This window comes from Micromonospora sp. NPDC049282 (assembly GCF_043197045.1).
Taxonomy (GTDB): domain Bacteria; phylum Actinomycetota; class Actinomycetes; order Mycobacteriales; family Micromonosporaceae; genus Micromonospora.
In genome coordinates this window covers 124,034-136,770 of sequence record NZ_JBICSL010000002.1, presented here as the reverse complement: position 1 = coordinate 136,770, position 12,737 = coordinate 124,034, and the positions used below count along the sequence as shown (strand labels likewise).

The window sequence follows — 12,737 nt, the reverse complement described above, 5'->3', positions numbered from 1 at the left end:
CGGGGAGGGGATCATGACGGAGCTGAGCGGTTCGGTGCGGGCCGGGTTGGAGACCGCGGTGCCCGGCGGCGTGAGCACCCGGGCCGCGGACCGGCTGCGGCTGGCCCACGACGCGTCGCACTACCTGCTGCACCCCGGCGCGGTGGTCACCCCGGCCGACGCCGGCCAGGTCGCCGCGCTGCTGGCGCAGAGCCGCCGCGCCGGCCTCCCGCTGACCTTCCGCTCCGGCGGCACCAGCCTCAGCGGCCAGGCGGTCACCGACGGGCTGCTGGTCGACGTCCGCCGGCACTTCCGCGACCTGACCGTGCTCGACGACGGGCGGCGGGTGCGGGTGCAGCCGGGGGTGGTCCTGCGGCAGGTCAACGCGCGGCTCGCGGCGCACGGCCGCAAGCTCGGCCCGGACCCGGCGAGCGAGGCCGCGTGCACCGTCGGCGGGGTGGTCGCCAACAACTCCAGCGGAATGACCTGCGGCACCGAGTTCAACACCTACCGCACGCTGGAGTCGCTGGTGCTGGTGCTGCCGAGCGGCACCGTGCTGGACACCGGCGCGCCGGACGCCGACGCCCGGCTGCGCGCCACCGAGCCGGCGCTGCACGCCGGCCTGCTGCGGCTGCGCGACCGGGTGCGCGGCAACCCCGACTCGGTGCGCCGGGTCCGCGCCCAGTTCGCGATGAAGAACACCATGGGGTACGGGGTGAACGCGTTCCTCGACCACGACGACCCGGTCGACCTGCTCACCCGGCTGGTGGTGGGCAGCGAGGGCACGCTCGCGTTCGTCGCGTCGGCGACGTTCCGCACCGTACCCGTGCTTCGGCACGCCGCGACCGGCCTGCTGGTCTTCGACACCCTCGGCGCGGCGACGGCGGCCATGCCGGCGCTGGTGGCCGCCGGACCGGCGGCGGTCGAGCTGCTCGACGCCGCCGCCCTGCGGGTGGCCCAGCGCGATCCGAAGGCGGACGCGGCGCTGCGCGGGCTGGCCGTGCGCGGGCACGCCGCGCTGCTGGTGGAGTGGCAGGAGTCCGATCCGGACGCGCTGGCCGACCGGGTCGCCGCCGCCGGGCCGGTGCTGGCCGGCCTGGCGCTGACCACCCCGGCCCGGCTCAGCGGCGAGCCGGCGGCCCGGGCCGCGCTGTGGCACATCCGCAAGGGCCTGTACGCGGCGGTGGCCGGGGCCCGCCCGTCCGGCACCACCGCGTTGCTGGAGGACGTCGCCGTGCCGGTGGCGGCGCTGGCCGGCACCTGCGCCGCGCTGGCCGACCTGTTCGACCGCCACCGCTACGCCGACAGCGTGATCTTCGGCCACGCCAAGGACGGCAACCTGCACTTCATGCTCAACGAGCGGTTCCCCGGCGGGGAGGCCCCGACGCGGTACGCCGCCTTCACCGAGGAGATGGTCGACCTGGTGCTCGGCCACGGCGGCACGCTGAAGGCCGAGCACGGCACCGGCCGGGTGATGGCCCCGTACGTGCGCCGCCAGTTCGGCGACGAGCTGTACGACGTGATGCGCGAGCTGCGGACGCTCTGCGACCCGGACGGCGTGCTCAACCCGGGCGTGCTGCTCGGCGACGACCCGGAGGTCCACCTGCGGCACCTGAAGACCGTGCCGAGCGTGGAGGAGGAGGTGGACCGCTGCGTCGAGTGCGGCTACTGCGAGCCGGTCTGCCCGAGCCGTGACCTCACCACCACGCCCCGGCAGCGGATCGTGCTGCGCCGCGAGATCGCCGCCGCCGAGGCCGCCGGCGACCGGGCGCTGGCCCGGGAGCTGACCGACGCCTACGACTACGACGCGGTGCAGACCTGTGCCGTGGACGGGATGTGCGCCACCGCCTGCCCGGTCCTGATCAACACCGGTGACCTGGTCAAGCGGCTGCGTGCCGAGGAGCACGGCCGGGCCGCGGCGAGCGGCTGGCGGGCCGCGGCCCGGCGGTGGGGCGCCACCACCCGGGGCATGGCCCGCGGGTTGGACCTGGCCGGCGCGCTGCCACCGGCGCTGCCCGAGGCGGTCACCCGGGCGGCCCGGGCCGTGCTCGGCGCCGAGCGCGTCCCGCAGTGGCGGCGGGACCTGCCGGGCGGCGGCGCGCCCCGGCGGCCCCACCCGGCCGGCGAGCCGGACGCGGTCTTCGTGCCCTCCTGCCTCGGCACGCTGTTCGCCCCCGCCGAGGGCGGCGTCGGGGTGTCCGCCGCGCTGCTCACCCTCGCCGAGCGGGCCGGCGTACGCCTGCTCGTGCCGGACGGCGTCGGCGACCTGTGCTGCGGCACGCCCTGGTCGTCGAAGGGGCTGACCGACGGCTACCGGGCGGTGCGTGACCGGGTGCCGCCGGTGCTGCGCGCGGCCAGCCGCGACGGCGCGCTGCCGGTGGTCAGCGACGCCGCTTCCTGCACCGAGGGCTTCGACCGGCTGCTCGCCGGCGCCGGCGATCTGCGGGTGGTCGACGCGGTGGAGTTCGCGGCCACCGCGCTGCTGCCCCGGCTGACCGTGCGCCGCCGGCTGGGTTCGCTCGCGCTGCACCCGACCTGCTCGTCGACCCGCCTCGGCCTGGACGACGCGCTGCGGGCGGTGGCCGGGGCGGTCGCCGACGAGGTGGTGGTCCCGGAGGGCTGGCAGTGCTGCGGCTTCGCCGGCGACCGGGGACTGCTGCACCCGGAGCTGACCGCGTCGGCCACCCGGGCCGAGGCCGCCGCCGTCACCGCGCGGCCCTTCGACGGGTACGCGTCGGTGAACCGCACCTGCGAGATCGGCCTGGCGCGGGCCACCGGGCAGCCGTACCGGCACCTGCTGGAGCTGCTGGCGGAGGTGACCGCGTGATGCGCAGCTGGCGGCTGGCCGCGCTGATGCTGGCCGTCGGCGTGGCGGTGGGCGCCGGTCAGGACACGCCGGTGTCGTCGGTGGTGGGCTTCCTCGCGTTCGCCGCGGTGGCGGCGCTCTTCTCGCCGCTGGCCTTCCCCCGGTCGCTGACCTCGGCGCAGGCGCGTCTGCGCAGCGCGGACGACGGCCGGCCGGTGATCTACTGGCGGCCCGGCTGCACGTACTGCCTGCGGCTGCGCCTGCGGTTGGGCGGGCGGGCCCGGGGCGCGTACTGGGTGGACATCTGGCGCGACCCGGAGGCCGCCGCCGCCGTCCGGGCGGTGACCGGCGGCGACGAGACGGTTCCCACGGTGGTGCTGCCGGACGGGGCGGTGGTCAATCCCGACCCGGCGTGGTTGCGGGCGCGGCTCGGGGCCTGACCGGGCGAAACCTCGGCTCGGGGTCTGACCGGGCGAACCCCGGCACGGGACGGCTCGGCGGGCATACCGTGCCAGAGGGGCATCCAGGCCTTCGCGCCGCTGCTGGAGATGACCGCGCAGGGCTGCCGGTGAGGGCGGTCCTGGCTAGGCTCGGGCGATGCATCGATCGCGGTTGTACGCTTTGATCATCGACGCGCCGCGGGACGAGGCGGGGGAGGCGGCCGCGTTCTGGTCCGCCGCGCTCGGCTCCGAGCTGCGCACCGAACCGGCCGAACCGGAGTTCACCGGCCTGGCCGACGTGGTGCCCGGGCTGGTCACCGCCGTGCAGTCGGTCGGCGACGCGCCCCGCTACCACCTCGACATCGAGACCGACGACGTCACCGCCGAGGTCGAGCGGCTGTGCGGACTGGGTGCCACACCGGTCTCCCGCTGGCTCGACTGCCACGTGCTGCGCGCGCCGGGCGGGCACCTGCTGTGCGTCATCCCGGTGGCGAGCGACAGCGCGCTGTTCGAGTCCACCGCCACCCGCTGGCCGTGACCCGGTCGCGAACCGGCGCCCCGGCCACTGCGGCCGGGGCGCCGGGACCGCGGGTCAGGAGCCGTACGGCAGCGTGACAGTCGAGCCGTTGCCGACGCCGAGGATCGTGGGCGCGCCGCCGATGGCGTTCCACACTTCGACGCGTACCGTGCCGCCGGACAGGTTGCCCAGCGTGCCGGTGGACGAGAGCAGACCCTGGGTCTGCCGGTAGCGCTCCGCACCCGGGACCGGATCGGTGGCGAAGTACCGGTACGTCTCCACCCGTTCGACGCTGCCGTTGCCGGTCAGGTCGTAGGAGACGCGGATCTGGACGCCGTTGCCGACCGCGGTGCCCGCGTCGACGGCCAGGTCGAAGGCGGTCGCCCCGCCGGTGTACGTGCCGGTCAGCCCGGTGGCGGTGAACACCTGCGGGTTGGTCGGCGTGCCGTCGTGGTTGCCGTTCGCCGCCGCCACGTTCACCGTGCCGGCGGTGCCGGCGGTGCCGTCCAGCCCGCCGCCCGAGCGCAGGTACCGGACCGGCTTCAGCGTCGACGGGCTGCTGGTGCTCGGACTGGGGCTCGCGGAGGTCGGCGTGGGACTCGCGGTGGTCGGGGTGGGGGTGGGCGTCGACGTCGGCGGGGGACCGGTCGGCACCGTCACGCCGCCGGTGGCGCTGCCTCCGCTCCAGGCGTACGCCCCCGAGGTGGCCGTCTTCCCGGCCGGCACGGCGAGCGTGGTGCCGTCGGAGAACGTGACGGTCAGCGGCGCGGCGGTGATGTTCGACGCCACGTAGGTGCGAGCGGTGCCCTTGCGGAACACCTTCGCCAGCGGGTGGTTCGCGGTGACCGAGGTGTCCACCGTGCCGAGCGCGGCGAGGTTGCGGATCCAGTGGAACGTGTGCGCCTTGCTCTCGCCCTCCTCGCTGGTGAAGCCGCTGTTGGCCCGGAAGTTCCGCAACGCCTGGTCGCCGTCGCCGAGGGCCAGGAACTCCCAGAGGATGTCCTGCCACACCGTCGGCGGGCCGCCCTTGTTGGCGAGCAGCTCCGCGTAGTTGGCCCTGACGTACTCCGGGTACTCGCCGAGGTAGAGGTGACCGCCGGTGATGGGCAGCATGTTGATGCCCTGGATCATCTCCGGCGCGGCGGAGAACCAGGTCGAGTACGACCCGCCGTCGCCCCACACCATGCCGACGGTCTTGTGCCCGAACGCGGCCGGGAAGTTCTCGTCGTGCACGTCGAACCAGTACTCCGAGATGGCGGCGGACTGCGTGGTCCACAGGTAGACACCGGCGTCACGGACGGCGGTGTTCCCGGTGGCCTGGCCCCATTGGATCAGCGCGTTGGCGAAGTTCATCCCCTCGGAGGAGGACTCCTGGTTGTTGCCGGCGAAGAACGGCGCCAGCCCGGAGGCCCAGTCGTGGCCGGCGTAGATGTCGAAGTCGCGCAGGTAGGGGAAGCGGTTGTCGGTGCGGTCGTAGTTGTTGGCGTCCCGGATGAGCAGGTCGACCATGCCGCCGTAGCGGGTGCCGTCGGCCCAGCCAGGGTCGAACTTGGCCACCGTGGCCGCCGCGGCGATGAAGTAGCCGTAGTGGAAGTGGTGGTCGTTGAGGTCCTCGTCGGAGCCGTACGACGCCGGGTAGCCGATCAGGGTGCCCCAGTTGCGGTCGTAGTAGAAGAGCTGGCTGGTCTCGCCGGAGCCGGCGGTGAGCCAGTTGGTGAGCCGGGCCTTCATGGCCGCGACGGCCTTGTCCCGGACCGGCGCCAGCCCGAGCTGGTCGGCGATCTCGGCGATCCGGGCGGCCCGGCCGAGGCCCTTGCCGGCCCAGTAGGTGTCCTGGCCGCTGATCCCCTCCGGGTTGGCCAGTTCGGCGTTGAGGTAGTTGGTGACCGTGCTCAGGTCCGCGCCGGTGGAGTCGCCGACGGCGGGCACCTCGGGGAGCACGCCGGTGAAGCGCATCGAGGTGGTGAACGACGGCACGCCGGCGAGCACCCGCATGGCGCCGCGCGGCGAGACGTACGTCGGGGTGATCGGGGTGGCGCCGGTGAGGCTGCGCCACTGGTGCGGGTAGAGCGCCACCACCGTCTTCGTCTCGGTGCCCTCGCGGCGCGTGGTGGTGAACGCGTAGGTGGTGCGCACGGTGCCGGTCGCCGGGTCGTACGCGTAGCTCATCCGGGTGCCGGTGACGTGCGCGTGGGCGTACCGGCCGTAGGTGTCGGCCAGGGACGCCCGGTCCGCTCCGCCGGGCAGCACCGCGACCGAGAAGTAGCCCTTGCCGGCCAGCGTCGAGCTGATGCCGGCGCCGTTGACGGTCCAGGTCGCGCCGGTCGGCGCGTACCCGACGTAGTCGTGGCCGTTGACCGTGAAGCCGATGGTGGCGCCGGAGTTGCGCCACACGGTGGGCGTCGCGGCGGCGGTGAGCTGCGCGGCGCCGCCGCCGGCGACGGTGTAGTAGCTGAACGGCAGCCCGTGGCCGATGGTGGCGCGCATGCCGCGGCTGCCGTCGCTCCAGTCGGCGGTGACCGTCCAGTCCGTCCAGTCGGCGGCCTTGACCACCGGCGCGGACAGCCCGGCCACCCCGACCCGCACGTCCTCGGTGTACGGGTAGTGGTATTCGCCGACGCCGGTGGCGGTGCCGCTGATCGCCGGTGTGGTGTTGTAGGACAGCCCGAGCCCGTTGTTCTCGGCCTTGAACGCCAGCGGGTGGGCCTGGAGGTTCTCGCTGGTCCCGCAGTTGTTGCGCTTCCAGATCAGCGAGGACCACCAGTCGTTGGTGGGGATCGCGCCGGCGGGGGCGTCCGCCGTGGCGAAGATCCGGGGGTTGGTGCTGAGCGTGCCGCAGCCCTTGGGCAGCGTGGCGCCGGGCGGCAGCGTCTCGGTGTAGCTGCCCGCGCCGACGGTGCCGGCGGCGGCGGTGCCGCCACCGCCGACCACGACGCCGAGCAGGCCGGCCGCGAGCACGGAGGCGGCGGCGAGGGCGGTCACCCGCCGGCGACGCCGGCCGGTGGGGGACGGGACGGGCGCCGGCGGGGGTGCCGCGCCGGGGGAGACGTCCCGCAGGGGGAGTGTCATGGAGGTCCCCTTCGGAGGAGAAGGTGGTGTTCGGACGGTGGTCCGACAATCGAGAGAGCGCTCTCTTGAGAAGCGAGATTAGGTTCCGGTTACGCGGTCGTCAATGTCTTGTTACCGAAGAGAGCGCTCTCCCAGTCGCGGCACGGCTCCCACGCGAAGCCCCACCGACGTCCCTGAACAGCACCTACCCCCGGCGTCCACCCAGGACGTCTCGCCCCCACGCCGCCCCGCACCCACCGCGTCCCACCACCCTCCGTCGGTCCGGTGAGTGGAACGACGGGGTGGGTGTTCCGGCCCCTCGCCAGTCGATCAAGGAGTTGACGTCGGGGGCCGGGTCGGCCGACGACACGAACTCCTTGATCGACGTCGGTGCGGGGTGGGCGGGTGGGCGGGTCAGGCGGCGGTGGCGACGAGTTGGTCCTCGCCGGTCCTCGGGTCGGCGGTCGGACGGTTGGCGCCGGTGGGACCGCTCGCCGCGGCGGCGAGGGTGTCGCCGGGACGTGCCGCGCCGGTCGCGGTGGACCCGGCCCGGGCGGCGGTGGACCCGCCACGGGCGACGGTCAATCCGGCCTGCGCGGCGTCCCAGGCGGCGCACGGCCAGGCGGCGCCGGCGCAACTCGGGCTGGCGCAGGCCCGCTCCGCGTCGGGCTGGTGCGCGTCGGCCACCGCGGCGGACAGGTCCCACAGCAGTGGGTCGGTCACCTCCGCCGGACGGTCGGCGACGCGGTCGGTACTGGATTCGGACATGGTCGATCCCCCCTGTGGTGAACGGCCCTGACCTGTTTCCGGAACCGGGCCCCGCCAAACCTGCGGATGATCGGGAGCGGGCATAGGCTGGCCGGTGTGGCGAGGTACTACGACCTGCATCCGGACAACCCCCAACCACGGGTGATCCGGCAGGTGGTGGACCTGCTGCGCTCCGACGGGGTGATCGTCTACCCGACCGACTCGTGCTACGCCCTCGGCTGCCGGCTCGACAACCGCGCCGGCGTGGAGCGGATCCGGGAGATCCGACGGTTGGACGAGCGGCACCCGTTCACGCTGGTGTGCGCCGACTTCGCCCAGCTCGGCCAGTTCGTCAAGCTCAGCAACTCGGTCTTCCGGCAGGTCAAGGCCGTGATCCCGGGCAGCTACACGTTCCTGCTCCCGGCCACCTCCGAGGTGCCCCGCCGGCTGCAGGACCCCCGGCGGCGGGTGGTCGGCGCGCGCGTGCCGAAGCACACCGTCACCCAGGCGCTGCTCGCCGAGCTGGGCGAGCCGCTGCTCTCCAGCACGCTGCTGCTCCCCGGTGAGCCGGAGCCGATGACCCAGGGGTGGGAGATCAAGGAACGCCTCGACCACCTGGTCGACGCCGTGGTCGACGCCGGGGACTGCGGGCTCGAACCCACCACCGTGGTCGACCTCTCCGGCTCCGAGCCGGAGATCCTGCGCCGGGGAGTCGGCGACCCGTCCCGCTTCGAGTAGAGATCGCGCCGTTCCGCCCCACCCGCTCGTGCCGTGCGGCACGGTGGACCCGGCGGACGGTGACGGGGGTACGGCGTGGGCGCACTCGTGCTGATCACGGTGCTCGGCGCCACCGTGCTCGTCGGCACCACGATCGGGGGTCGGTACAGCGTCGCGCCGCCGGTGCTGCTCATCTCGATGGGCGCGCTGCTCGGCCTGCTGCCGCCGTTCGCGCGCGTGGTCCTCGAACCCGAGGTGGTGCTGGTGCTGTTCCTCCCGGCGATCCTCTACCGGGAGAGTCTGGTGGTCAGCCTCCGCGAGATCCGCGCCAACCTCGCGGTGATCGTGCTGCTGGCCGTGGCATTGGTGATCATCACGATGGTCGCGGTGGCGTACGTGACCCAGGCCCTCGGCGTGGAACCGGCCGCCGCCTGGGTGCTCGGCGCGGTCCTGGCACCCACCGACGCCGCCGCCGTCGCCGGCCTGGCGAAGCGGATGCCGCGGGGCATCCTCACCACGCTGCGCGCCGAGAGCCTGGTCAACGACGGTACGGCGTTGGTGCTGTTCGCGGTGGCGGCCGGCGTGATCGCGGGCGGGAGGGTACCCGGCGCGTTCTCGCTCACCGGACAGTTCGTCGGCAAGTCGCTGGGCGGGGTGGCCGCCGGGCTGCTCGTCGGCGGGCTGGTGGTGTTGATCCGGAAGCACGTCGACGACGCGCTGCGCGAGGGCGGGCTGAGCATCCTGACCCCGTTCGTCGCGTTCCTGCTCGCCGACGCGGTGCACGCCAGCGGGGTGCTCGCGGTGGTCGTCTCCGGCCTGCTGCTGTCGTACGCGGGTCCGCGGGTGATCCGGGCCCGCTCCCGGGTCACCGCGTACGCGTTCTGGGACCTGTCCACCTTCATGGTCAACGGCAGCCTGTTCGTGCTGCTCGGCATGCAGGTACCCGGCTCGCTGCGGAGCATCACGAGCCACTCGCCCGCCGCCTCGTTCGGCATCGCGGTGCTGGTCGCGCTGGTCGTGGTCGTCACCCGGCTGGGCTGGGTGCACCTGTCCGTGTCCCTGCTGCAGCGCGTCGACCGGCGGGAGTCGCGGCGGTCGACGTACTTCGACGCCCGGATGCGCACCGCCGCGGGCTGGGCCGGTTTCCGGGGCGCGGTGTCGCTCGCCGCGGCGCTGGCCGTTCCGGTCACCATGCACGACGGCGCGCGGGTGCGCGAGCGCGATCTGATCATCTTCGTCACCGTGGTGGTGATCGTGCTGATCATGGTGGTGCAGGGCACCACCCTGCCCGCCGTCGTCGGCTGGGCGGGCCTGATGGGCGACCGGGAACGCGACGACGAGGCGCGCCGGGCGCGGATCCGGGCCACCGAGGCGGTGCTGGAGGCGTTGCCCGGCGTCGCCGCCGACCTGGGCGTCGCGCCGGACACCGTGGACCGGCTCCGCGCCGGCTACCAGGACCACCTGGAGGACGTCCGCAACCCCCGCAGCGAGGAGGCGGACCGGGAGCGGGAACTGGCCCGCCGGTTGCAGCTCGAGATGCTGGACCGTAAGCGTCAGGCGGTCACCCGGCTGCGGAACACCAACCAGATCGACGACGCGGTGCTGCGGGAGCTCCAGGCGGCCACGGACATCGAGGAGATCCGGCTGCTCGGCCCCGAGCTGGACGACTGAGCCCACCACGGCGGCCCAGGGCGCCCGCGTTCACGGAAAGAGTGGCTATCCGAGCCTGGATAGCCACTCTTTCCGTGAACAGCGGGGTAGGGGGAGGGGGAGGGGTCAGCCGGCCGTGCAGGTCACGGTGCCGGAGGGGGCGGTGCCCGTCCCCTGGAAGCCGAACTCGGTGCTGCCACCGGCGCCGACCTGGCGGTTGTAGTCGACGTTGCGGAACGTCACCAGGCCGCTGGAGCCGCTGGCCTGGGCGCTCCAGGTGTTGGTGACCGACGAGCCGGAGGGCACGGTGAGCGACACCGACCATCCGTTGAGCGGGCTGCCGCCGGCGGTGACCCGCACGTTGGTGACGAAGCCGCCCTGCCACTGGTTGGTGGTGAGCGACGCGGTGCAGGCGCCGGCCGGCGGCGGCGTCGACGGCGGGGTGCTGGTGGGCGGCGTGCTGGTCGGCGGCGTGCTGGTGGGCGGCGTGCTGGTGGGCGGCGTGCTGGTCGGCGGCGTGGTGCCGCCGGCGTTCAACGCGTTGAGCGTCGAGGTGTACGCCGCCTTCTTGTTGCCGCTGCCGTCGAAGAGCAGCGGCGTGCCGCTGGCCCGCCAGGAGTCGCTGTCCCGGATGCCCCAGACGGTGATGCCGTTGCACCGCGCCACGGCGAGGCAGTCCTTGACCACGTTGCCGTAGGTGGTCGCCTGGGTGCTGCCGGAGCCCTCGATGTCGAGCTCGGTGATCTGCACGTCGACGCCGAGGTCGGCGAAGTTCTGCAGCGTGGTGCGGTAGTTGCTCGGGTACGGCGAGCCGTTGTTGAAGTGCGACTGGAAGCCGACGCAGTCGATCGGCACGCCCCGGGCCTTGAAGTCCTTGACCATGTTGTAGACGCCCTGCGTCTTGGCCCAGGTCCAGTTGTCGGTGTTGTAGTCGTTGTAGCAGAGCTTGGCGCCGGGGTCGGCGGCACGGGCGGTACGGAAGGCCACCTCGATCCAGTCGTTGCCGGTGCGCTGGAGATTCGAGTCGCGACGGCCGCCGTTGCCGTCGTCGAACGCCTCGTTGACCACGTCCCAGGAGTAGATCTTGCCCTTGAAGTGGGTGGCGACCTGGGTGATGTGGTTGACCATCGCGTTGCGCAGCGCGGTGCCGGACATGTTCTGCGCCCAGCCCGGCTGCTGCGAGTGCCAGGCCAGCGCGTGCCCACGCACCCGCATGCCGTTGGCCTGGGCGTGCGCGACGATCCGGTCGGAGCTGCTGTAGTTGAACTGGTTCTGGGACGGCTCGGTGGCGTCCCACTTCATCTCGTTCTCCGGCGTGACCATGTTGAACTCGCGGTTCAGGATGCCGACGTACGTGCCGTCCGACAGCTTGTTCGCGGCCACCGCGGTGCCGAAGTAGCGGCCCTGTTCCGCCGCCGACGCGCCGAGCGTCGTGCCGGCGCTGGCGCTGGTCGCGACCGCGACCGTCGCCGCGACCGCCGCGGCCCCGGCCAGCATCGACACCACCGCGGCGCGCGGCCGGGCTGCCGCGCTGTTTCTGGTGCGGGCGAACACCTTGTCCATCTGAAAGCCTCTCCTAGCCTGGTCAATGGAGACGGTTCACCTCGGCCACCGCCCGCCACGGTGTCGGCTCGGACGCGGCCGCCCGGAGGCCGCGCGGGTGGGGAGTGACTCCCCGTCACCGTGGAATGATCGAAGTGAATCTCTGCCAGGAGCCTACCGGAAGTGTTCCGAAAACTTAACGCTCTCGATGTCTCGATTCGTCCTGGACGGCGACGGCCCGAGGCGGCGAACAGGCCGGCCGGGGACGGTCGGCGCGCGGCGACCAGCGGGCGCGCCGGCTCCGAAAATTTCGGCACCCGGGCCCGATCGGGCCGGCCCGCTGTCCGCCACCGGACGGCGGCCGGCGCTTGAGCGTGGACGGCCCGGGGTCGATGCTGGCATCACATCGATTATCGACGATGTAGGAGGCTTCCGGATGCGCCGACCGTCGCTCGTCTTCCTCGCGCTCGCCGCGCTGCTCGCCGTCACCCCGGCGGCGGCCCGGGCCGGCGCGGCACCGCAACCCGCACCGGCGGCGCTCGCCGAGGTGCGCACCGCCGGCACCGCCTGGGGCCACGACCCGGCCACCGGCCGGCTGACCGTCACCGTCGACGACACCGTACGCGGGGCCGAGCTGGCCGCGCTGCGCCGGGCCGCCACCCGCTCCGGCGCGGTGCTGCGTCACGAGCCCGGCCGGCTGCGCACCCTCATCGCCGGTGGCCAGCCGGTCTACGGCGACGGTGGGCGTTGCTCGCTCGGCGTGAACGCGCGCAGCGGCAGCACCTGGTACTTCGTCACCGCCGGACACTGCACGAACCTCGGCGCCACCTGGTACGCCGACAGCGCCCGCACCAGCGTGCTGGGCACCCGGACCGGCAGCAGCTTCCCCACCAACGACTACGGGGTGGTCCGCTACACCGGCAGGGTCGCCCACCCCAGCGCGGTGTACACCTGGCCGGGCCAGGTGACGATCTCCGGCGCCGGCAACGCGTACGTCGGGCAGGCGGTCTGTCGCAGCGGCGCCACCACCGGCGTGCGGTGCGGCACGGTCACCGGGCTGAACCAGACCGTCAACTACGCCGAGGGCAGCGTCACCGGGCTGATCCGGACCAACATCTGCGCGGAGCCGGGGGACAGCGGCGGCCCGCTCTACGTGGCCGCGACCGGCACCGTCATCGGCGTCCTCTCCGGCGGCAGCGGCAACTGCGCCAGCGGCGGCACCAGCTACTACCAGCCGATCCTGGAGATCCTCGCCGCGTACGGCCTGAGCATCCCGTGACCGGCGTCGTGC

9 protein-coding genes are annotated in these 12,737 nt (G+C 73.6%); 6 read left to right on the top strand and 3 right to left on the bottom strand.

Going from position 1 to position 12,737, the window contains the following annotated elements:
• Positions 1–13: 13 nt before the first annotated feature.
• From ACGFI2_RS04430 to ACGFI2_RS04420, 3 genes are all read left to right on the top strand, one after another.
• Entirely contained in the window at positions 14–2,806 is a 2,793-nt protein-coding gene (locus tag ACGFI2_RS04430; protein ID WP_393510480.1) for an FAD-binding and (Fe-S)-binding domain-containing protein, read from the top strand.
• Positions 2,806–3,225 (top strand): glutaredoxin domain-containing protein, encoded by a 420-nt coding sequence (locus ACGFI2_RS04425; protein WP_393510477.1) that lies wholly within the window; start codon positions 2,806–2,808, stop codon positions 3,223–3,225. The genes ACGFI2_RS04430 and ACGFI2_RS04425 overlap by 1 nt, the downstream gene beginning before the upstream one ends.
• 157 nt (positions 3,226–3,382) lie before the next feature.
• Positions 3,383–3,763, top strand: a complete 381-nt coding sequence (locus ACGFI2_RS04420; RefSeq protein WP_393510474.1) for a VOC family protein — start codon at positions 3,383–3,385, stop codon at positions 3,761–3,763.
• 54 nt (positions 3,764–3,817) lie between these two features.
• Here the strand turns inward: ACGFI2_RS04420 and ACGFI2_RS04415 are convergent, their stop codons facing one another.
• Both ACGFI2_RS04415 and ACGFI2_RS04410 read right to left on the bottom strand, forming a co-directional pair.
• On the bottom strand, positions 3,818–6,811 hold the full coding sequence (locus ACGFI2_RS04415) for a glycosyl hydrolase (RefSeq protein ID WP_393510471.1): 2,994 nt from the start codon (positions 6,809–6,811) through the stop codon (positions 3,818–3,820).
• 393 nt (positions 6,812–7,204) lie between these two features.
• Positions 7,205–7,558 carry a hypothetical protein gene (locus ACGFI2_RS04410; protein WP_393510468.1) on the bottom strand — a complete coding sequence of 118 codons (354 nt, stop codon included), beginning with the start codon at positions 7,556–7,558 and terminating at the stop codon, positions 7,205–7,207.
• A 96-nt stretch (positions 7,559–7,654) separates the two neighbouring features.
• Here ACGFI2_RS04410 and ACGFI2_RS04405 point away from each other — a divergent pair, with 96 nt between their 5' ends.
• Both ACGFI2_RS04405 and ACGFI2_RS04400 read left to right on the top strand, forming a co-directional pair.
• Complete coding sequence (locus ACGFI2_RS04405) at positions 7,655–8,275, top strand: L-threonylcarbamoyladenylate synthase (protein WP_393510465.1); 621 nt, start codon at positions 7,655–7,657, stop codon at positions 8,273–8,275.
• A gap of 75 nt (positions 8,276–8,350) precedes the next feature.
• Positions 8,351–9,925: a Na+/H+ antiporter gene (locus tag ACGFI2_RS04400; protein WP_393510462.1), complete on the top strand. Its 1,575-nt coding sequence runs from the start codon at positions 8,351–8,353 to the stop codon at positions 9,923–9,925.
• Between the two features lie 105 nt (positions 9,926–10,030).
• On the opposite strand, the gene ACGFI2_RS04395 is transcribed toward ACGFI2_RS04400, so the two are convergent.
• The gene (locus tag ACGFI2_RS04395; protein WP_393510459.1) at positions 10,031–11,467 is read right to left on the bottom strand and encodes an endo-1,4-beta-xylanase; all 1,437 of its coding nucleotides are present in this window, start codon (positions 11,465–11,467) and stop codon (positions 10,031–10,033) included.
• Positions 11,468–11,882: 415 nt separating this feature from the next.
• On the opposite strand from ACGFI2_RS04395, the gene ACGFI2_RS04390 reads away from it, so the two are divergent.
• Positions 11,883–12,725 (top strand): S1 family peptidase, encoded by an 843-nt coding sequence (locus ACGFI2_RS04390; protein WP_393510456.1) that lies wholly within the window; start codon positions 11,883–11,885, stop codon positions 12,723–12,725.
• Positions 12,726–12,737 lie beyond the last annotated feature (12 nt).

Excerpts from the sequence above, each read along its gene's own strand:
- ACGFI2_RS04430 (WP_393510480.1), top strand. The coding sequence starts at position 14 with ATGACGGAGCTGAGCGGTTCGGTGCGGGCCGGGTTGGAGACCGCGGTG.
- ACGFI2_RS04425 (WP_393510477.1), top strand. The coding sequence starts at position 2,806 with ATGCGCAGCTGGCGGCTGGCCGCGCTGATGCTGGCCGTCGGCGTGGCG.
- ACGFI2_RS04420 (WP_393510474.1), top strand. The coding sequence starts at position 3,383 with ATGCATCGATCGCGGTTGTACGCTTTGATCATCGACGCGCCGCGGGAC.
- ACGFI2_RS04415 (WP_393510471.1), bottom strand. The coding sequence starts at position 6,811 with ATGACACTCCCCCTGCGGGACGTCTCCCCCGGCGCGGCACCCCCGCCG.
- ACGFI2_RS04410 (WP_393510468.1), bottom strand. The coding sequence starts at position 7,558 with ATGTCCGAATCCAGTACCGACCGCGTCGCCGACCGTCCGGCGGAGGTG.
- ACGFI2_RS04395 (WP_393510459.1), bottom strand. The coding sequence starts at position 11,467 with ATGGACAAGGTGTTCGCCCGCACCAGAAACAGCGCGGCAGCCCGGCCG.
- ACGFI2_RS04390 (WP_393510456.1), top strand. The coding sequence starts at position 11,883 with ATGCGCCGACCGTCGCTCGTCTTCCTCGCGCTCGCCGCGCTGCTCGCC.